This window comes from Spirosoma flavus (genome assembly GCF_054778555.1).
On the sequence record NZ_BAAGZL010000008.1, the window covers coordinates 175,309 to 195,107 of the forward strand.

Annotated in this window: 17 protein-coding genes and 2 pseudogenes; 12 read left to right on the plus strand and 7 right to left on the minus strand. The window is 44.3% G+C overall.

Annotation, left to right across the window (positions count from 1 at the left end):
- Nucleotides 1-12: 12 nt before the first annotated feature.
- Nucleotides 13-120: pseudogene (locus ACYVF1_RS29350) on the minus strand (N-6 DNA methylase); the annotation flags it as partial.
- Nucleotides 121-536: 416 nt separating this feature from the next.
- On the opposite strand from ACYVF1_RS29350, the gene ACYVF1_RS29355 reads away from it, so the two are divergent.
- The 3 genes from ACYVF1_RS29355 (at nucleotide 537) to ACYVF1_RS29365 (ending at nucleotide 1,553) form a co-directional block, all read left to right on the plus strand.
- Complete coding sequence (locus ACYVF1_RS29355; protein ID WP_461085754.1) at nucleotides 537-794, plus strand: helix-turn-helix domain-containing protein; 258 nt, start codon at nucleotides 537-539, stop codon at nucleotides 792-794.
- 142 nt (nucleotides 795-936) lie between these two features.
- A complete protein-coding gene (locus ACYVF1_RS29360) occupies nucleotides 937-1,206 on the plus strand; it encodes a hypothetical protein (RefSeq protein WP_461085756.1) in 270 nt (89 codons plus the stop codon).
- 14 nt (nucleotides 1,207-1,220) lie between these two features.
- A complete protein-coding gene (locus ACYVF1_RS29365) occupies nucleotides 1,221-1,553 on the plus strand; it encodes an HNH endonuclease (protein WP_461085758.1) in 333 nt (110 codons plus the stop codon).
- 84 nt (nucleotides 1,554-1,637) lie between these two features.
- Here the strand turns inward: ACYVF1_RS29365 and ACYVF1_RS29370 are convergent, their stop codons facing one another.
- The 4 genes from ACYVF1_RS29370 to ACYVF1_RS29385 form a co-directional block, all read right to left on the minus strand.
- Entirely contained in the window at nucleotides 1,638-3,464 is a 1,827-nt protein-coding gene (locus tag ACYVF1_RS29370; RefSeq protein ID WP_461085760.1) for a type IV secretory system conjugative DNA transfer family protein, read from the minus strand.
- A 44-nt stretch (nucleotides 3,465-3,508) separates the two neighbouring features.
- Complete coding sequence (locus tag ACYVF1_RS29375; RefSeq protein WP_461085762.1) at nucleotides 3,509-4,330, minus strand: DUF5712 family protein; 822 nt, start codon at nucleotides 4,328-4,330, stop codon at nucleotides 3,509-3,511.
- A gap of 19 nt (nucleotides 4,331-4,349) precedes the next feature.
- Entirely contained in the window at nucleotides 4,350-4,760 is a 411-nt protein-coding gene (locus ACYVF1_RS29380) for a BfmA/BtgA family mobilization protein (RefSeq protein WP_461085764.1), read from the minus strand.
- Nucleotides 4,761-5,002: 242 nt separating this feature from the next.
- Nucleotides 5,003-6,268, minus strand: a complete 1,266-nt coding sequence (locus ACYVF1_RS29385; protein WP_461085766.1) for an aminotransferase class I/II-fold pyridoxal phosphate-dependent enzyme — start codon at nucleotides 6,266-6,268, stop codon at nucleotides 5,003-5,005.
- Nucleotides 6,269-6,554: 286 nt separating this feature from the next.
- Between ACYVF1_RS29385 and ACYVF1_RS29390 the strand changes: the two genes are divergently transcribed.
- The 7 genes and pseudogenes from ACYVF1_RS29390 (at nucleotide 6,555) to ACYVF1_RS29420 (ending at nucleotide 15,562) form a co-directional block, all read left to right on the plus strand.
- Entirely contained in the window at nucleotides 6,555-7,283 is a 729-nt protein-coding gene (locus ACYVF1_RS29390; protein ID WP_461085768.1) for a hypothetical protein, read from the plus strand.
- A gap of 553 nt (nucleotides 7,284-7,836) precedes the next feature.
- Nucleotides 7,837-8,595: a RepB family plasmid replication initiator protein gene (locus ACYVF1_RS29395; RefSeq protein WP_461085771.1), complete on the plus strand. Its 759-nt coding sequence runs from the start codon at nucleotides 7,837-7,839 to the stop codon at nucleotides 8,593-8,595.
- A 179-nt stretch (nucleotides 8,596-8,774) separates the two neighbouring features.
- A pseudogene (locus tag ACYVF1_RS29400) lies at nucleotides 8,775-10,297 on the plus strand (IS3 family transposase); the annotation flags it as partial.
- 447 nt (nucleotides 10,298-10,744) lie between these two features.
- Entirely contained in the window at nucleotides 10,745-11,584 is an 840-nt protein-coding gene (locus tag ACYVF1_RS29405; RefSeq protein WP_461085773.1) for a hypothetical protein, read from the plus strand.
- Nucleotides 11,585-11,771: 187 nt separating this feature from the next.
- Nucleotides 11,772-12,410, plus strand: a complete 639-nt coding sequence (locus ACYVF1_RS29410; RefSeq protein WP_461085775.1) for an exonuclease SbcCD subunit D C-terminal domain-containing protein — start codon at nucleotides 11,772-11,774, stop codon at nucleotides 12,408-12,410.
- Nucleotides 12,411-12,562: 152 nt separating this feature from the next.
- Nucleotides 12,563-12,790: a hypothetical protein gene (locus ACYVF1_RS29415; protein WP_461085777.1), complete on the plus strand. Its 228-nt coding sequence runs from the start codon at nucleotides 12,563-12,565 to the stop codon at nucleotides 12,788-12,790.
- Nucleotides 12,791-13,624: 834 nt separating this feature from the next.
- On the plus strand, nucleotides 13,625-15,562 hold the full coding sequence (locus ACYVF1_RS29420) for an autotransporter outer membrane beta-barrel domain-containing protein (protein ID WP_461085779.1): 1,938 nt from the start codon (nucleotides 13,625-13,627) through the stop codon (nucleotides 15,560-15,562).
- 347 nt (nucleotides 15,563-15,909) lie between these two features.
- Here ACYVF1_RS29420 and ACYVF1_RS29425 read toward each other — a convergent pair whose 3' ends face one another.
- Both ACYVF1_RS29425 and ACYVF1_RS29430 read right to left on the minus strand, forming a co-directional pair.
- On the minus strand, nucleotides 15,910-16,440 hold the full coding sequence (locus ACYVF1_RS29425) for a GNAT family N-acetyltransferase (RefSeq protein WP_461085781.1): 531 nt from the start codon (nucleotides 16,438-16,440) through the stop codon (nucleotides 15,910-15,912).
- 8 nt (nucleotides 16,441-16,448) lie between these two features.
- Nucleotides 16,449-16,766: a DMT family transporter gene (locus ACYVF1_RS29430; protein WP_461085783.1), complete on the minus strand. Its 318-nt coding sequence runs from the start codon at nucleotides 16,764-16,766 to the stop codon at nucleotides 16,449-16,451.
- Between the two features lie 771 nt (nucleotides 16,767-17,537).
- Here ACYVF1_RS29430 and ACYVF1_RS29435 point away from each other — a divergent pair.
- Together ACYVF1_RS29435 and ACYVF1_RS29440 are read left to right on the plus strand one after the other, a co-directional pair.
- On the plus strand, nucleotides 17,538-18,443 hold the full coding sequence (locus tag ACYVF1_RS29435) for an alpha/beta fold hydrolase (protein ID WP_461085784.1): 906 nt from the start codon (nucleotides 17,538-17,540) through the stop codon (nucleotides 18,441-18,443).
- Between the two features lie 402 nt (nucleotides 18,444-18,845).
- Nucleotides 18,846-19,724, plus strand: a complete 879-nt coding sequence (locus tag ACYVF1_RS29440) for a hypothetical protein (protein ID WP_461085786.1) — start codon at nucleotides 18,846-18,848, stop codon at nucleotides 19,722-19,724.
- Nucleotides 19,725-19,799 lie beyond the last annotated feature (75 nt).

The window sequence follows — 19,799 nt, forward strand, 5'->3', positions numbered from 1 at the left end:
GAGTTGTCAATAAACATCAGACAGCACTGTTGAGAGCGGCTGTGGGGTGTAAAATTCTCCTGCCTTTGAGCCTGAACCAGCAGCAAACTGTCCAATTAGGTATTCGTAGGCATCACCTAACGTACACGCAGGCGGCTATATTCTGCATCGGTCAAGTGGACCCGGTTTAGGGCTTCAAACTTCTGCCGGAAATTAAGTTCCAACGAGTCACGGTCCCGTATTTCAGGTCGGTAAGTATATTTTAACTCGGCGAGCTTCTGAATAAAGCTATATTCTAATTGAGTTTCAGTGGTCATTTAAAATAGAGGACCAAAATTTGAAAGGTCATATGGCTGAAAGGCCTATCGCAGTTCTCAGACAAAGTTTTGAAATTAACTATAATAAGGTTTTATCCCTAAAAAAATGCACTCCAATCCAATCTACTTAAAAACAGACGGTTTATAAATGAACGGATTACGATTTGACAGATAGAGCAAAAAACAGATTATCAAAAATAATTGAGTTAGTTAAAGGAGGTATGAGTAAGCAACTCACTAATGAGATTGTATTTAGTTGATATATTTGAACTGCTGTTAACAATTCAAAGAATGGAGGATATTAAGGTACGGGTAGGGCAACAGATTAGAGAAGCTCGAAAAGTAAAAGGACTTACTTTGAAAGAAGCTGGTCAAATTGTTGGCGTTGCTGAATCGACCTTTAGTCTATATGAGAAAGGTAAACAAAACCTTACCCTTGATACCTTACAGAAGATTGCCGAAGCTTTTGGTGTTAAATTTGAAACAGCTTTTAAATAGTCGTATTTTTTTAAATAATAACTTTGTATATATACAAAGATTGACTATATTTGTTAAGTCAAAACATAATAAAAAGCCCCTAACGCTGACATCTTGGCGGAAGAAGCGAAGGGGCGAACGTCACACTTTACTGTACAGTCAAATGCAAACGATGCAAAATAACGCTGTTTCTAACAGCTATGCAAACCCCTATGAGCAAGTGATAAGCTTGCCGCTTGTTTCTACAGGTGTCTTTTACGCCCAGATCGAGACACTACGCAATATTTACCTGCTGACCAAAAACCCCTATATGGTCGCCCAGAATGGTCGCTTACTTGCTGACGAAGTCCGCACGCTATCGCTCCAACTTGAAACCCTGATTGAAGGGTTAGACCCTATGATTAGAGAGGTAATAGCGTCCCATTCAATATAGGCTGAATAAATTCTATGAATAGTAAATTCTTGGACAAGGCTGTTTCAGTAAGCAGTCTTGTTCGACTTATTCGCCGGATGGATGAGTACGAAAGCTGGAAACGGGCTGTATTTATACGAGATCGGTTCACCTGTCAGCAATGCGGGATACGAAATGGACGAAAGCGGGTAATTGAAGCCGATCACATTATAAGTATTGCCTTACTGGTTAAGGAAAACAAGGTAAATAGTGTAGAGTCGGCGCGAAATTGTAATGCTCTTTGGGATATAAACAATGGGCGAACCTTATGCCATACGTGCCACGAGCAAACCGAATCATATCCGACTCGCTTTACGCAAAAAAGATAAGATGAACTGAAACATTTAAGAAGAACTTAGCCTTAGCATGGTAATACCTAAGGCTAAGTTTTTGCTATTATTAGAAAAGCTTCATTAAGAAAAATCCTCCCAGCCATCGGGCTGTTCAGGACCGTCAGGTTGATCCGGTTTGCGGGGTTCACTGGGGGGAATAGAATTATTCGGTTTTGTATTGTCCCGCACAATTTGACGAACATCTTCCTTTATTTGCCGAAAATTGGCCCGTTTTTCCTCTTCGCTGACCGTCATGAATGGCTCAATAGATCTAGCTTTAGAGGTTGGCGCAATAAACTGGCTGACACATTCAGGCACGTTCCCTTCTGCAATTATGCCCGCAAACTGACCCGTTTGTAAGTCTCGAATCACCTGCAAAGGTAAACGCTCCCGTTGTTGAATCGAAGTGCTTATGTTTTGACTACTGGATGAAGATCTGCCACCTGTATTTCTGCCCGATGAGTAGCTTTCATATTCGACATCCTGTTTACCAAATAAAGTCGTTACCCGTTGTATAGTCTTGGGGTTAGTTGAACGGCCATAAAACTGATTGGATAAGTTACCCAGTAACATCTCCGATTGCTGTGGCCCTAATTGACCTTCCATTTGGGATATATCCTGAACGGCATAAACTGTGGCCACTTTACTAGCGCGTGCAGTGGCAGGTAACTCATGAAAATTAGGAATGAATAGGGTAGGGGCCTCATCCAAAATGATGATACTAGGCTCCCGGTCTGGTTTATTCATTCGTTTAGTAGCCGTTGCAATAATTAGGGAAATCAAAGGAGAGTATGTAGCTGGCAAGTCTGCATCATTTCCAACCACTAAAAAACTTGGCTTTTCGGGGTTGTTTAAATCGAAGGGTACCTCATCCCCACTCATAACCCAAAAAATCTCCGGTGTATTTAAAACGGCTAAGTAGCTCTGAACGGTCGTAAATATGCTAGCCAGTGTTTTTTCTGAATCCTGACTGCTTTTAATGGGAGCGATTAGACCCCGTACTTCTTCATCGGTACCCAGCAATTCGAGTAAGATCTTGGTTGGGGTTTCAATGATGAGGCTGCTGGCATGAGGGAGGGTACAAAATTGAGGGTATTTATTGCGTAAAAACCAGAGACTACCCGTCAATAGAGCTTCAGCAGTCTGTATCCAAATGTCTCGCTTTTGACTTGCCTTATAATCTAAATTACCAATCGTAGTTAAAGCGGCTTCACGGGCGTAGCTGGCATTGATTAGAATCTTATGACTAACGGGATTGATTCGGTGGCTGCGGGTCAAGTCCGTAAAATTCACGAAGTATGTTGTTACGCTACTGGCTTCATAAGCACCAGCGACTTCGTTAGCTAATGTTGGAAATTTCCGGTCATAGAGAATCCCTGTAAAATTAGCCCCTGCGGCTTGGTGGATAATCGGCTCAATGAGGCTTTTACTTTTGCCTGAGCCTGGACCTCCGCAAATGAAAATACCTCGAAAAATATTGTAAAGCTCAAGAATACCGCTCTGCGTATAAAATGTAAATCTGGGCTGAGTATCAAGAACCGGCTCTGGCTCAGCCTGCCAACGAAAAAGAGGCTTGCCGGTCTGAATCCAATAGCCATAAACACCGGTTAATAGGAGAGCCGCGTAAAACGAAACGGTTAAGTTATACCCCTTGGGAGTGATCGGTTTTAAAAGAAAGGAAACGATCATTCCACAAAACATCATGACAAAAAATAGTACGCCGAAGCGTAGCCAAAGTTTATTCCAAATTACGTGATTATTAAAGTGGGCTTTGCGGTCATAAAAAACCAACCGTAAAGCAAAATCTGCAATAAATCCTAAGCCTATTTTTTGCAATAACCCTAGAAAAATAGAAATTAATAATCCGACAATGCTACACGTAATAATGATATAAAAAACAGTACTCATGTTCAATTCGTTGAGGCTTTAAAAAATTAAAAAGTACAGTATTCTTAAAGAGATAAATCGCTTTTTGATGGGGGCAAAATAGGTTGCTGTTCGGCTTGTTTCTTTAGTTGATTTGATTGCTCATAAAATAAAAAATTAGGCTGCTGCTTAAGTGCTTCTAAACGCAAGGCGATACGTTCTTCCTGGCTGCCTTTCTGCAATATGTTCGCATAACGAAAGGTCTCGGTTAATGGTCGATCATAACCAAACTGCTGGTCAAACTGATGTTCCACTGCTTGCTTAAATGCTGAACGATCAAATCCACCCTGCACGGCTCCTTGACTAGTCGCCCTATGATTGGTAGCCGGACTTAATTTAAGCGGATGTTTTCGGTCAATCGCACCCGCTTCTTTTTGTTCTTTAAAGCGAGATAAATCTTCCGTTCGACTGACGATTATATGTACATGGGTTTGGGGGCCTTCTTTAGTTTCTCCCTCTGTTCGCTGCTGTTTTTGTACCGCTTTGTCGGTATGGGAAAATGTCCGCTCTTGCTCAATCTTGGCAAACCAAACGAGATTTGAACTTTTTATCCCCTTTCCAAATTGATTCGCGTATTGCTGCATAGCTTCTCGGGTAAAAGACGTCAACGGGTGAAGATCATTACCCATGTGATTCAATTCGGATTGGCTCGGACTCAAGATGACTTGATAATATTTATCATCCTGTTGTCCTAAGTTCTTCCGGTTCGCGTCGACGCTAGTGACTACTTGAGAAGCATCAATATTTCCCTTGTCATGGGTGAACCAGTTACCTTGGCCTTCTTTTTCCAGATATTGTACTAATCCAATACAGCTCCCTTTCCCTCCATTTGTTATCTTGGCTATCATATCAAGAAAAAAGGATAAATTAGTTTGTCTTCTTTATTAACTCTTCGTACACTGCCCGAAACCTCTCCGTTTGGAATTCAGGCTTTAGGGCTCCTCCGATTGTACGTATTTGTGACTGGCGCAAGGTCATGGGTAAGTCTTGACTAACGAGTTGCAGTAGTAATTTCAGGTCATCACTTATAGGACGAAGCAACTCATTTTCCTGCTGACGAATGAAAGCTACCAATCGTTTATCAAGCGCTTTAATAGCGTCGGTCGGGTTGTCTACTTTGGGGTTTCTAGGATCGGCTTTGGTAGCCTTAAAGTAAAAAATCATGGCTTCTAATAGCCCTTTTTTGGAAAGGCCGTAGCTATCTGCCATCCGTTCAAATTCTGCGAACAGATCTACCGAAATCAAAATTTGCTTGTCTTTTTCTTTACTTTTTTCCATAACATCAGTTGAATTATCAGTTTTTTTTAATTGATTGTCAGATGTTTATGTTGAATAATCAGTGAAGAACTGAGTTTTTCCGGGCTTTGGAAGCATATTTCTAAAAACATTTATTTTAGTAATTGGCTAAAAATCAAGGGCTTATTATTAATTAATAAATTTTAGTGAATTTAAATCTGTTGGAAATACTGTTCCCGCTCGCTCTTTAAGGAGGGAGAAGTCAATAGAGGTTATAAACGGTTTTAATTGTATTCAAGTATGCCGTTCAGGGCAAACCTTTGCTGTAGATTGGCGAAAGCATCCAACGTTTGGATGATGTCTTTCTCCTCATGTAAGGCAGTCACAATTAATCGGAGAATCATTACTCCTCTGGGAACAACCGGGTACACTACTGGGCTACAGAATATGCCATACCTATAACGCAGTTCTTTTAATAAAGCTGCCGCTTTTTCTTCAGAACAGGATAAATAGATAGGGGTTATGGGACTACAGGTATTGCCAATGTCGTACCCAATCGTTTTCAATCCTTCTTGTAGCAGACGAGTATTTTCCCAGAGCTTATTTCGTCTTTCAATCCCTTCGTCAGCGAGTAACTTTAATTTGAAAAGGACACTGGCTACCGTAAGTACGGGGAGGGTTCGGCCAAATGTTTGCGAACGTAAATTGTACTTAAAATAGTTGATAAACTCTTTTTGAGCGGCTACGAAACCCCCGGTGGTCGCTAGTGCTTTAGCAAATGTGCTAATATAAATATCGACTTGGGGCATCAAATTTCCAACAGATCCCTGCTCTCCAAATGTCATGAAACCGTGTGCATCATCTACTAATAGGGTAAAATCATAATTCTCTTTCAGACTTAGAATATCAGTTAGGTTTGCCTTATCTCCTCGCATACTGAATACGCCATCGACTAGTACAAGCACTTCACTTCCGGGCTTTACTTTAGATAAAAGCTTACTAAGTTGTTGTATGTCGTTGTGCCGATAGGAGAATTTTGGCCCTTGATGTAATCGTACACCATCAATCAAACTAGCGTGTACCTGTTGATCATAGATGATGGTATCCTGACGGTCCACTAAACTATCGACGACGGATAGGATTCCCTGATAGCCAAAATTGAGAAGTAGCGTTTCCTTGCCAATGAGTTGGCCTATTTGATACTCTAACTGTTCGTGGTAGATTGTATTTCCGGTCAAAAGTCTAGATCCAGCGGGATAGCCAGCGCCATACTTTTTGACTATTTCTATCTCCGCCTGTACAACTTTCTCGTCTGATTGTAATCCCAAATAATCATTAAAACTCCAAACAATGACCTCCTTACCGTTGAAGGCCATGCGACTTTTTAGTGGACCATCGAATTTTGGATAAATGTATTCACCTTGGTATTGGGAATAAGCACTAAGCCCATTTGTTTTATTTTTTATCTTTTTTAGCAAACTCATATAACGTTGATTAGATTTTTTCCAAAATGTAAATTTTTTTAGTATAACAGGATTATATTTTAGCAAAGCATTTTTGAGAAAAAATAATGTATATTGTTTTGAAAACTTTTTGTTAAATATGCTAGTGAGTTGACATATAAAAATATATTTTATTAGCAAAATAAGAATTATCTATTAGTGAAAACGAACGGATATAGTATTTATTTTTAAATTAATTAGATTTTTAATTTTAGTTTTTAAAACCTTTTAATTAAAAAGATAAATATTTAAATGAAATTACTTGATTGAATCGCAATATTCGCCTATATTTACTTTTAAAGTAAATAATTAGTTTTTAGTAAAATTCAAAGAAATGGCCAGAAAACCCATCAAACGCAGTGACGAGGCTCCTTTACATGCACTGCGTAGTGCTCTAAAAACGCAGGCTATTTTTCTAACTCCAGGAATTAATCAGATAAGTAACCTGCCTCCAACAGATCCTCAATTGGAATATTACTTCATTCCAGTACAATATATGAAGCAATATCAGGCTTACTACAGACCAGGTAAACCACTAAAAAACCTTAAGTTGATAAATTATGATAAGCCTGCTATATCTCTCTCATTCTTTTTTAAGCACAAGTATTCTATTGAGCGAGCGATCACCCATGCAGATATAGAGCAGCACATCAAGAATTACCGAGATGAGCTATTAAACCGATCTTTGATGGAACAGCTTAGCATAGCCCAAATTAAAGAATTACAGCAGACCGATGATCTCCTACGTAAAATTCGGCAGGAGCCCAATGTCTATCAAGGCTGCTTTTCTAATTACCACCATAAATATTACTACTGGTATTGTACTTACCGCTACTTTGATGATCTGGCTACCTTTAAAACTTCAACATCTAGTGAGCATTTACTTAAACACACTGAGCGAGTGGGCCATGAAGTTCATGAGAGGCTAAACATCATTTTCATTGATCCTGAGTACATTAATGAATCCGTGCCACATGATCACAAATTAATTGATCGGGAGCTAAAGAATTATCCTATTAAACTTAGGCTTGGTATAACTACCTTATATCTTCGAGAAGTTTAACGTATAATTATCGACAAACGTCAATTTAGAGCACTTTGGTCTTCTAGTACTAGTACTAGTACTAGTACTAGCATCAAATAAGGTTTTACTAAAACGGCCAGATGATAGTACCTTCACTATCTGTAGACAATAGAAAAACGAGGTTTAGGCGGTATAAATCGTTGTCTAAGTGGCTTTCCAGACAAATAATAGTTAGTTATCTAAAAACTTATAGTTCGTTTGAGAGGAGAAGGAAGTGAAGGGTAGCTTTTTTTAGATTCTACTTACCCTAACAAATAATAGTAGGTATTCCTAACAGATGATAGTCGATTCATTGAGTAAGCTTCCAATGTGTATTGGACAGCCTATTTACTCCTTATTAGTGGTATTTTAACAAAATAAATTAGAAAAGTTTAATTTATGGCGATAAATAGAAGTTGTGATATTCCATGTTGCCGTTAACAAATAGGGGTTACCCTAACAGATGATAGTCAAAAATGAAGATAAAGTCGTTTCTTAGCGATTTTACTTGAAAATACAAATTCGAATAATGCCTTGATAATCAATTATTAATATGTTCGGCAATGCGAAAACTCTCATCTGCTGCGAAGACGAGAACGGTAAGCACACCAACGTAGTGGTGTTTCCCATGGCTGAATACTGGCCCAAAAAAGGGGTCATTGAATTAACCATGTACCACGCGGTCATTCCCGTTTTTTTGTACTTAGGCAGTGGCTACGCCCAGTACGGTTACGAGGATGCTTTGATTCTAAGCAGTGAGTATGCCCAATTATTATTTACTAACTTGGCCCGGTTTCGCAACACAGGCATTTGGCGGGTAAATCTCTCGGAGCTTCGTCAACTCATCGGTGCCCAGGAGAAATCCTACAACAGTTATTCCGCCTTTCGAACGCGCGTGATTGATCTGTCGCTTCGGCAAATTAATGAGCACACCAATCTGCAGGTCAGCTACGAGCCCATCATGCAGGGCCGGGCCGTCATCGGTCTTGAGTTCAGCATTCAGTCCAAAGCAGCCCCCGAGGAACTGGAAAAGGAAACCAAAAAAGCCGAGATACGCCAGCGGCTGGACGAGCTGCTGCAAGGCGACATTGCCGATTTAATTTCGTACGCCGCCAAACAGCTCCAAACCTATTATCCATCCTTTACCTCACAGCAGCGAAAAGCTATTTTAACCAATAGCGAAAACCTCAAAGCTTTTATTCGGGCCGATTTATACGCCGAATACGGCTTTGCCGAAAAAGACGCCGAGGCCTACGTCGCCCAGAGTGTCTTTAACTATAAGCGGGGAAGATCGGGGGAAAATAGCCAATGATCATTGGGCCCACTAGAAATAGATGTACTATAGATGTACTGTCGAGCAACTAAGTACAAATTCAAAATTCAACAAACTGTACGTCGTCAAATGAAAGTGGACAAATAGGGTGAAAATGAGAAGAGACAATTTGTTAATCGCACCGGCAACCCGGTTGTTTCACCTAAATCACCTTGGTTATGTCCAATTCAACCAATAAATCTCCGTCTAGTCGTTTAAAGACGGCCCAAGCCACTTCCCCCGAGCGCAAACCAGCGCTATCCATCATCAAAGACATTCAGCCGGATGCCGGCGCGGGACAAACCCGGCGGCAATACTCCGCTGAAGAAAAAATACGTATTGTGTTAGAAGGATTGCAAGGCGAACAATCAGTAGCCGAGATATGTCGACGGGAAGGACTTAATACCAACATCTATTATCGCTGGATCGGACAGCCGAAGCGGCAAAGCAAAGAGTTTCTCGAAGCGGGCAAAAAGCGATTGGCAGGTGATACCACCCGAGAGGCTACCGCCCCCGAAGCACAATCGATCAAGTCCGAAAATGAGGCTCTCAAACAACTGGTGGCCGAGTTAATCCTGGAGAATCGGGTGTTATCCGCCACCGCGGCTTAAAGCCGACGACTAATCGCTACCATCACATGACTCAGTCTGAGAAAATGGCGGCCGCCGCGCGGAAATCATCACGCTGGTCGAGCAGTCATCTTTAAGTGTCAAAGCCACCCTTCGTGAGTTAGGTATCAATCGATCTACCTTTTATGAGTGGTACAAACGCTATTTAAGTGACGGCTTTGATGGCTTGGCTGATCCGACTTATCGTCGTACCAGTGGTTGGAACCAGTTACCACCCGCTGAAAAAGGGCGCGTTGTTGAACTAGCTTTCGACCAGCCTGATTTGTCTTGCCGGGAATTGGCCTGCTGTATTGTTGATAATGAAGGGTGCCGGGCCGCCGGAGCGGTTTGTCTCCGAGTCTACGGTTTATCGTATCCTGAAAAGTCGGGGCTTAATCACAACCCCAGATTATCGACTTATGGAAGCGGCTGATCAATTCTACAACCCCACTACGGCGCCCAACCAGCTCTGGCAGACCGACTTCACCGCACCGGCGGCCCGGGTATTTCAAAATCAAAGGCTGGGGTTGGTATTATCTCTCAACGGTGCTGGATGACTACCGCACCGGCGGCCCGGTCGCGCTATATTTTAGCGTGGGATCGGACCGCCGACGCGGCTCTGCCCCGGTATGCAGGCCACGGACGTGGAGAAAACCATGCAAGCGGCCCTGAAGGCCAGTAGTTTGACTGCCGATCAGCGACCACGTATGCTATCGGATAATGGTTCAGCTTACGTGTCTCGGCACTTAAAGGAGTATTTGAAAGGGGAAAGCATTGAGCATAATCGCAGTGCGCCGTTTCATCCCATGACTCAAGGTAAGATTGAGCGCTAACGGTACGCCGTCGCGGCATCGGTCAATGAAAAACTTGCTGCTACTGGAGCACTACTATAGTCCCGATGAATTGAGGGAGCGTCTAACTGAGTGGGTTGATTATTACAACCGCGCGGGCGGCCCCGCACCAACGTTATCATGACCGGGTCGCCGGAGAGATCGCTGTATAATGTACGACCCGCCGATGCGTACTGGGGTCGCCAAGATCAAATCTTAGCTGATCGGCAAAAAACTAAACAGTTATCGATGGCTCAACGGCGGAAAAGCGGCCCACCGCTGTGGTCATATTTTTCAGCGTGTACAAAGCGTTTAAAAGTATCTATTCTCTTTCCACTGCCCCGGCAGCCCGGCCGCATCTGTCCACTTTCGGTTGGCGATATACAGTGGCTATTTTCTCACTTCGGATCAACTCGAAACAATGAACGTTTCCCCCTTGCCCTTTGAAGTAACCAGTATACAAGTAAGAAACTAGGGATCTCGCTTAAAACCCGCCTTCATGAGACGAACGAGCTTTCGTGTGTCCGCTTCAATACTGGAACATTTCGAGAAACAGTATTTAGCCTAAAGTTCCTACTTTAGCTATCATAGAACAGATTATACAACAAAGTATGATACACTAATAATATCTTTATCCATCGTTGAGACAACTTCTTTACGCATGTTCGGGTCTAGCTTTAAGGTTTATCTTCGACTAAATCCTCACTTAGTATGCGCCTACCTCAACACCGCATTTCGTTTCTTTTAACTTGGGCCACCCTCCTCGCCGGAGCATGCAGTAGAGAGCCCGCACCAACCCCGCTCGATCCACAAGATTTACTGTTGGTCAAAAAAGTGACCGCTTCGTATCAGGGATCGGGCACCACTAAAATTCGATCGGATACCGCCACGGCTCCATCCATCCTCTATCAAAATGTGGTCTTTTATCCCCTCACCCGTAGTCAGGATATATATCGCTACGATACCCAACGCCGACTAACTTACATAGAGACGAGGAACCCAGACCGACCTGACTACACCTATGAGTGGGGTGATGTCTCCTATGAGTACACAAACAACCAACTCATTTACACTAACCGGCGTGTCTTTCCTCTATTTCCCACCCCCTTTGACCTGAACGCTCAGGGCTACGCGATCAACTACAATACCTATGATCAGGACGGTTATCTAGTCTTCCGGCAAGACGGGCCTAACGCCACCGTAAAACAGACCGTTGTCAATGGCAATATTGTCCAACGGATTGCTCAAAACCCGACCAGCCGTACTACTACTACATATGAGTACGATTTGACTAAGCTCGGCCTACCCAATCCTGAGAAGGTCCTGTGGGGTCGTCCTAGTCGCAATTTGTTGATGAAGACAACAGAGCTTTATGAATCCTTCAATGGGGTACCTTCCATCTGGCCGGATCGGCGGGTTACCATGTATCGGTATGAGTTTGATGGGTTGGGTCGGCCCAGCCAACAAACGGCGTTTGTGGAACTGAATTTGAGGCCTAATCCTGCCGTTGTGTGGCGAGAACTCCAGGTGAGTACATTGGATTACCAATAAGGGGTAATTCTATCCGCTATAGCGGCCTAATCGTTCTGGGGATAGTACTCGTATGCTACTGATAGAGTTTAACAGATAGTAAAATATCGAAGGCACATTCTCAGAATACTCTCTTTTAAAACGTCAATTCTCAAGCTTGAACATAGGTGTTCATTAACATTTGTGTACTTTTTTTGCTTTTAGGGGTATGAATACCTCAACTAACCCAGCCCAGAGCCTAGCACTCAATGAGTCGACAGGACGTGAGCAGCTCCAGTCGACCATCAACGACTATGTGGCCTTTCTTCGGCGACAGCCTGCCATTTGTGGCACCCCTGAACAGCAAGAAGCTCTAAGTAATCATGTTGCCCAGGGCTATCAGCTCATCAAACTCGTCAGTACCGAACGGCTTAAGATCACTCGTCAGCTTGACGAGCAGAAACAGGACTGGATGGAGCTGGAAAAAGAGCTGACCGCGCCCATTCACCAAGCGATGCAACCCCTAAAAGATGCTGTCGAGCATTACAATCGGGAGTTACTGCGGATTCGACAGCACCAACAGGAAGCGCTGAATGAGCAGGTCTCGATTAGCAACTATCCAGACTGGCTAACGCCGGAATTAGCCGTGCTGGCTTTACCGAAGGGTGTACAAATGAAATGGAGCTTTGAGATTATTGACCCCAACCAAGTACCGAATGGTTACTGGGTGATTGATGAAGCGGCCATCAAAGCCGATATCGCTAGTGGGGTTCGAGTGATCCCTGGCCTACGGATTTATGAAGAAGCGGTCACCACGTATCGCGCCCACAAAACCGGGCAAGTCTCATTTAAAGAGTCAAGTAAGTAAAGGTTGTATAAAGGTTATTTTTTGTAGCTGACTTGATCTTATAACTGCTTTCCAAAACGAGATAAGAAAGCGTTCGTTTGTAGCTCAGCCAAGCTTTTAACAGGTTGAAACTAACTGATTGTTCGACAATGATGTCTCCTAGCCGTTGTTTAATGTTCCTCCTTCTGACATCACTGCTCCGTCTAACTGAAACAGCTCTGTGTCAATCCGTGGGTAACAAAAAATTCGCTGTAAGAGGAGGATTAAGTGGCGGCCTGGATATGGCGCTTGCCATCAAGAAAGACAACATCAACCCCAGCCTAACCTATTACGAACTTACTAAGCTGACAACGAGCGAAGCCCTTTGGATTGGGTGGATAGCACGAATTAGTGCATTTTAAGGCAATAATCTGAGTTACTACACCGCTCCCGCGCGGCTGACTCGAATAAATAGGATTGATACGGTGTGCTTTGCTCGTCTGTCACAAACCACAGTAAATATAGGGCTCCGGGCGGAGTGGAATGTTGGGAGACTGCAATTGGGAGCTAGCGTAGACCTACTCGGTTTTACATTTTTAGGCCGCTCCCTTGTGGGTCGTGTCTATTCGTCTACTGGGCTTTTTAACCAGACAGACTCCCTTGGCCGAACCGTACAGAAACCCTTTCAAGGACCAGATGCTTTTCAGCAAACCTCCCCGACCCGGTTTAATCTCAAATTCCTGGGTGATTATGATCGAGGCATGTTAACCACTGAGCTATGCGCCCGTGTTTATCTAATGTCCAATGTAGGTTTGAAGTTAGGGTACCAGTGGCTAACCACGGAAATGTCGCTTGACAACCGGGATCAGATCTCGGCTAATAGTAGATTTCGAAACAGAGCTGGATTACCCCTATATCATCCTATCATTTCCGCTAAATCCCCGGCGATGTCCCTTCTGGCTGACGAAAGGTATTTGCATGGACAACTGAAGCCTTCTCTTACCTAGCCCAATAACCAAAAGAAACTACTACTTCTTCGTATGGTGTGGATACAAGTTAAAAGCAGACGGGTGGTGCTCATCTGCTTTTTTTTGGCCAATCAATGACTTGTCGTGCTTACCAGAATAGCCCGCTATTGCCCCCAAACATTTTCGATTCATCAATGGATAAGCTATTTCACATAGAATACAACAACCTATTGGTTCTCACAAGCGGTACGTTTATCTTTAATCTTGTTTTAACCTAATTACATTCACATGAAACCTCTTTACGGTTTTCTATTCTTTGCGTGCCTGAGTAGTAACCTTTCCTGGGCCCAAAACAACTATGTGCAACGGACAGCTAACGCAGCGGTTCCCGGTGGAAACAACACCCTAGTAGGACCCAGTGCGGGGAATCCGGCCATGACAGGTTTCTTTAACGTATTTCTTGGAAACAATGCCGGTACCAGTAACACGACGGGTGGAAATAACGTATTTATGGGCTTTGAAGCGGGCTTGGCTAATACGGTTGGTATGTATAATTCTTTTGTGGGCTACCAGGCAGGCACTAAAAATACAGATGGTTATCATAACTCATTTGTGGGCCACTTGGCAGGCTCCCAAAACACCACAGGTGGCTCAAATTCGTTTATGGGCAGTTACGCCGGTAGTAGCAATACCACCGGTAATTGGAATTCATTTTTTGGCATTTCGGCCGGTGTAGGTAACTACACGGGCAGTTACAATGCATTTTTTGGGGCTAGTACGGGCGTTAACAACACCTCAGGAAGTGACAACACGTTTATTGGCTACACGGCGGGCAATAAAAACAATGCGGCTAATTATAATACCTTCATTGGCTCAAGAGCAGGCCAACTTAATACCACGGGGGCGGGTAATACGTATGTAGGCTACAATGCGGGGTTCTTCGGTTCCACAGGTTCCTCGAATACGTTTGTGGGTAGTAACGCGGGGACAAACTCGACCGGCACGAATAATGTGTTTTTAGGCAATTTAACGGGTTATAATGGTAACTCAGGAAATAACAATGCCTTTGTTGGTACCACGGCAGGTTTCTCCAACGGATCAGTCAGCAACAATGTATTTGTAGGGTACGAGGCTGGATACAAGAATACGACAGCTAGTGCCAACGTATTCATTGGCTCGCAAACAGGTTATCATAACACCACTGGCATCGGCAATCTATTTATGGGTCAATTAGCTGGAGCCAACAGTAACGGAAGTTATAACTTGTTTATTGGTAATGGTTCGGGCTTGAGTAATACGACTGGCTTAGGAAATACGTTCATTGGCGATGGTTCGGGTTATGGCAATGTCACTGGGCAGAATAACACGTATATAGGACGAGCGGCTGGCTACGCTGGTAATATTTCTGGTGAGTATAACACCTTTATTGGGTTCGGGGCTGGGACTACATCGAGTACGTTAATTGTCAACCATTCAACGGCTATTGGCGTAAACGCTATTGCGACTGCCAGTAATGCCGTTATTTTGGGGCAGGCTGGCGCTGGAACCCGAGTTGGCATTGGCAACACAGCTCCTAACAATACCCTTGAAATCACCAAAGGCGTGGCCAACCAATCGGGCCTGCGGCTGACCAACCTCAACAATTACTCGCCCGCCACCGCCCTCAACCAGACCAAGTTTCTGTCGGTCAACGAGCAGGGCGATGTGGTCATGGCGAGTATGAACAATTCAGCCCGCGAAGGTGTAACGGAATCGCTCTGGCAACGGAAAGGTTCGTTCTTACAGAGCACCCAAAACGATGCCGTAATCATTGGCAGTAACGTAGCACGAACACCATCGGGTTACAAGCTGTTTGTGGAGGATGGGATTTTGACGGAGAAAGTAAAAGTGGCTGTGAAGAACACCTCAGATTGGAGCGACTACGTGTTTACATCCGGTTATACGCTCAAGCCACTATCTGAGGTAGAAAAATACATTCATGCTCATGCTCACCTTCCAGGCATTCCTTCGGCCAAAGAGATGGTGGAAAAGGGCAACGATCTGCATAAGACCGATGCAAAGTTGTTGGAAAAGATTGAAGAACTAACGCTGTACAGTATTCAGTTGGAAAAAAAAGCAAAGATTGAAAAGGTTAATCGTCAACAAGATCAGCAAAAAATTCAGCAGCTCGAAACGGAAATGACCGAACTCAAGGCGATGGTGAAACAACTATTAGAGAAGAAATAGCCAATAAATTTATCCCTCATTTGCCCAGACCGATGCCCACCCGCGTCGGTCTGTTGCTTTTAAGACGTTCAGTCAAATTTAATACCGCCCACCAGTGGTATGGAATTAGCCACCTCTCCCAGTCGTCTTAGGGTCAATTTAGGCGCTCTATAGTGTATTACAAACTCATCCATACCTACGTTTTTTATACATTGATTTGTGACCGGACCGCCGAAGCAGACGGCAATTTGAGAATCGAGTAGATAACTTGGTACCATCATCGCTAAGACAGTACTAACTGCTCAGAAATAGGGCATTTTAAGGAACACCTTACTTATAGCAATTACATGGCATGCGATACTGGCCAACTAATCAGCCAGTTCCTTGTTCATCAGTATGTCGGTTTGGGCGTCATCACCAAATTGGAAGATGTGTTTGTCGAAGGCGACAAAGCCATTCTTTTCATAGAAGCGGATTGCTTTCGGATTTTCTTCCCACACACCCAGCCATAGGCAAGTTTTGTTTTGCTGCCGAGCAATCGTCAAGGCCCGCTCATAAAGCAGTTGTCCCACCTTGTTGCCGTGATAGGCGTTCTTGACGTAAATGCGCTCGATCTCTAAGGCCGTTTCGCCTTGTGGTTCAGTTTGTGCCTGGCCGGTATTGATTTTCAGACACCCAACGGGCGCTTCGCCCGCCCAGGCAATGAAGAATTCAGAATGAGGGTTGCTCAGCTCCGCCGAAACGTTGGCATCACTAAAATTCTCCCGCAGATATTTTTGCATATCCGCTTCGGTATTGGCCGCTGCGAACGTCTCAAAAAAGGTTTCTCGTCCGATCTGCTGCACCGTGACCAGGTCGCTCCCTTCGGCTTTACGAATTGTGATTGGTTCCGTGTTCATCTATAGGTTCACTTTGAAGAAAGTTTCATTAGCAACAGCCCAGCTACAATCAGCCCGGCAGCGATCAGGCGAGCCGCGTTGACGGGTTCGCCAAATACCCAGACACCCACCCAAAATGCACCTACCGCACCAATGCCCGTCCAGACGGTGTAAGCGGTGCCTAGAGGAAGGGTACGCATAGCCAGGGCCAACAGGGCAAAACTGGCGATCAGGGCAACAGCGGTAATCAGGGAGGGAACAAGCCGGGTGAAACCCGCTGATTGTTTCATGAAGTAGGCCCACAAAATTTCCAGCAGGCCCGCTAAAAACAAATAAATCCAGGACATGGCATTGACCGTGATTAGGTCGGGCCGTCCCGGATCGTTTCCCACGGTGGGGGAGGTCGTCCTCCTGATCGATAGGCCACCCATATAGGTGGCTTATCATTGGGCAAAGATAATGTTTCTCCGGCTGAGCAGCCGGAATAGAGCGGCAAGATGTATCGAATTTGTTTTTGCCGTTGCCACAAAGGTAACTTCAAACCGGGCTACTTAAATAGTCCAGTTTTGGTATAATCAACAGTCCGGTTTCTATCATTGTTGGGCAATCCGATTTACTCGTCACTAATATGGATTATGCGAAATGAATTGTTTCTACCCTTAAACAGCTTCTTCGGTTCGAGAGACATACTGTAAATGGGTCTGCTCCCATTCGGCAAACCAGGCATAATATTGCTCTTCGTTGGACTACGCTAAACACCATCTTCCAATGATGTAATCCTGAAGTGGCGATATGTTCCGGGCGAATTGGTAAAATATCAGTTCTTTGTTGATTGAAGCTTCCATGAGTCGAAGTACGCACTTTTATCCATTGCTGAACCCTCTTTTATAGATTCTCCTAAAACGCTCATTTTAACTAGAATTAGAAGCTGCCCATCCTAAGTCTCACAATCGCCGTTGCGCCGGGCAGCCGGAGCCGTTTTAAACGGATAGTTTTCGCCCCATTGCAACAAGAGCCCCCTTCTTCATCGTGCATAGAGTAGACAACTTTTCTTAGCTCCATCTTGTGGATTTAAACCACAGTGAGCATCTTATAGGCTACACTAACCTTTAGGCCTCATGAAGAAACTAGGGCTATTCATTCTCATTAGTTTTTGTACCAGTGGGTATGCCCAAACCCAAAAAATTAGCATCGACGGCACGCAGATAGCGATACGAACTTCAGGATTAGAAACCAGACAGCAAGCCCAACCCATCCTCGTCTTTGAGAGTGGCTTTGGTACACCCATGGGACATTGGGATCCAATCCTTAATGACGTCAGCAAGCTAGCACCTGTAGTCGCTTATGACCGGCCAGGGGTGGGTGATTCGGAGCCTGACCAACAGATGCCTACCGTCAAGAATATCGCCGATAAACTCCGCCGAATCTTGCAAGCCTTACATCTCAAGCCACCCTATATACTGGTGGGGCACTCCCTGGGGGGCGCTTATGTACGAGGATTTGCGGTCTACTATCCCCAGGAACTGGCGGGACTCGTCATTATTGACCCAGCCGACTTCACGGAGATGATTGCGCATCATGGCCAATATATGCTGGATGTTGGCATGAGCCAGGCTCAGGTGGATAGCGCGCTGACCCAGCGCCGAACCCAGCCCTTTAAAGCCAATCCTAACATGCCTCCTTCACTCCGGGAAGAACTACGGGTTTTGTTTGAGTTAAGACGATCTGAGTGGGCTGAGTTCCGGGATAAGCCCCTGCCTACTATACCCGTCAGCTTCATCACCAGTGGTCGCTTTGAGTCGTTTCCAACTGCTAAACCCATTGACGAAGCGTTGTTTCATGCCAAGACGAACCATCGGATTGAACGTTGGATACAGTTTGTCAACACCGTACCTAAGGGTCGTTTTTTTTATAGTGCTTCTGCTGGTCACTTTGTTCATCGGGATGACCCTGGTTTAGTCATTTCGGCTATCAGGTTGGCGATACAGGATGCACGAATCAACAAACTAGGAGTCGGTAAATAGCTTATGCAGGACGAAGATTCTTGTCGTTTGCCGCTTCTTTAAACGCCCAATTTAAGAAGCAAACACGTGAAAGCTACATCGTCTTATTGAGGAGCCTTGTAGGAGATCATGCCCCCAATGGCCGGCACACTAGCTTGACTAGGTACTAACTGGTTATATCCAGCTGGAATAAAATGCGGCTAGTGGGTTTACCTGTATCAGTACGATAGCAGTTCAAATAGCTGGGCCATCATTGAGCCTCAATTCGTTGGATTTACGCAAAGACTATCAACTAATCCATACGTTAAATAAATAACTAATTAATTAGTTATCTTTGAAAACCTGTCTTTGCTCGCTAAATCCTATCCCTTCATTATGCAATCGACTTATCTGAAAAGAACTTGGTTGTTGATTACACTACTAATGCTAGTAGCCGCTAATATCTTACTGGCCCAAACCCCGCCACCCCTATCATCCCAGTATTTAGCCCAGAAGCCACCCGGTTTAGTTCCAATCGTTTTTGCCCCGAAGCTAGTTTCACAAATCGATTACTATGAATACGGATCAGTCTTCTCCAAAGACGGTCGGGAGCTTTTCTATGCAGTAATCAGCAACGCAAAGCCGCAGATCCGATCTATCCGGTTTGAAAACAATGTTTGGACAAGCCCCATCACCCTGCTGGCCAGCGATCAATATGAATATAATGATCCGTTTTTGTCACCGGATGGAAATCGGTTGTACTTTATTTCGGATCAAGCAACCGGTGGATATGGCCCTAAAAAGGATTTTGATATTTGGTACATCGAGCGAAAAAAAGGAGGCTGGTCGACGGTGCCGATTAATGTTGGCCCAGCCATAAATACGCCAAAGAACGAATATTACATGTCGTTTACTAAAGAAGGTACCATGTACTTTTCCTCCAATGGTGGTACCAGCCCGTCTTCGGATAAGAATTATGACATCCGGTTTTCCTCCTATGTGAAGGGCGCCTTTCAGACTTCCCGCAAACTACCCAGTGCCGTAAACTCCGTATACTATGAGGCCGATGTATTTGTCTCACCCGATCAGGACTATATCATTTTCTGTGCTGAGCGGCCGAGCGGGAACGGTAGTGGGGATTTATACATCAGCTTCAAAAGTAAAACGGGCCAATGGCAACAGGGCAAGAATATGGGCGCTGGGATCAATACGAGTGGCGATGAGTTTTGCCCCTTTGTGACAGCAGACGGGAAGTACTTTTTCTTTTCAAGAGAGGGTGATATTTATTGGGTATCAGCATCGGTTATTGAATCGTTGAGGTAAAGCAGGCTAACTTGGTAAAAGGGATAACTGTAACTTCAACACTTGCCCTCAGAATCAATTTTAGGAGGGTTTTAA

Bases quoted from the DNA above. Each gene is read 5' to 3' on its own strand.
- ACYVF1_RS29395 (WP_461085771.1), top strand. From the start codon at position 7,837: ATGTTCGGCAATGCGAAAACTCTCATCTGCTGCGAAGACGAGAACGGT.
- ACYVF1_RS29365 (WP_461085758.1), top strand. From the start codon at position 1,221: ATGAATAGTAAATTCTTGGACAAGGCTGTTTCAGTAAGCAGTCTTGTT.
- ACYVF1_RS29375 (WP_461085762.1), bottom strand. From the start codon at position 4,330: ATGATAGCCAAGATAACAAATGGAGGGAAAGGGAGCTGTATTGGATTA.
- ACYVF1_RS29420 (WP_461085779.1), top strand. From the start codon at position 13,625: ATGAAACCTCTTTACGGTTTTCTATTCTTTGCGTGCCTGAGTAGTAAC.
- ACYVF1_RS29440 (WP_461085786.1), top strand. From the start codon at position 18,846: ATGCTAGTAGCCGCTAATATCTTACTGGCCCAAACCCCGCCACCCCTA.
- ACYVF1_RS29410 (WP_461085775.1), top strand. From the start codon at position 11,772: ATGAATACCTCAACTAACCCAGCCCAGAGCCTAGCACTCAATGAGTCG.
- ACYVF1_RS29360 (WP_461085756.1), top strand. From the start codon at position 937: ATGCAAACGATGCAAAATAACGCTGTTTCTAACAGCTATGCAAACCCC.
- ACYVF1_RS29425 (WP_461085781.1), bottom strand. From the start codon at position 16,440: ATGAACACGGAACCAATCACAATTCGTAAAGCCGAAGGGAGCGACCTG.
- ACYVF1_RS29430 (WP_461085783.1), bottom strand. From the start codon at position 16,766: ATGTCCTGGATTTATTTGTTTTTAGCGGGCCTGCTGGAAATTTTGTGG.
- ACYVF1_RS29370 (WP_461085760.1), bottom strand. From the start codon at position 3,464: ATGAGTACTGTTTTTTATATCATTATTACGTGTAGCATTGTCGGATTA.
- ACYVF1_RS29380 (WP_461085764.1), bottom strand. From the start codon at position 4,760: ATGGAAAAAAGTAAAGAAAAAGACAAGCAAATTTTGATTTCGGTAGAT.
- ACYVF1_RS29390 (WP_461085768.1), top strand. From the start codon at position 6,555: ATGGCCAGAAAACCCATCAAACGCAGTGACGAGGCTCCTTTACATGCA.
- ACYVF1_RS29415 (WP_461085777.1), top strand. From the start codon at position 12,563: ATGTTCCTCCTTCTGACATCACTGCTCCGTCTAACTGAAACAGCTCTG.
- ACYVF1_RS29355 (WP_461085754.1), top strand. From the start codon at position 537: ATGAGATTGTATTTAGTTGATATATTTGAACTGCTGTTAACAATTCAA.
- ACYVF1_RS29435 (WP_461085784.1), top strand. From the start codon at position 17,538: ATGAAGAAACTAGGGCTATTCATTCTCATTAGTTTTTGTACCAGTGGG.
- ACYVF1_RS29405 (WP_461085773.1), top strand. From the start codon at position 10,745: ATGCGCCTACCTCAACACCGCATTTCGTTTCTTTTAACTTGGGCCACC.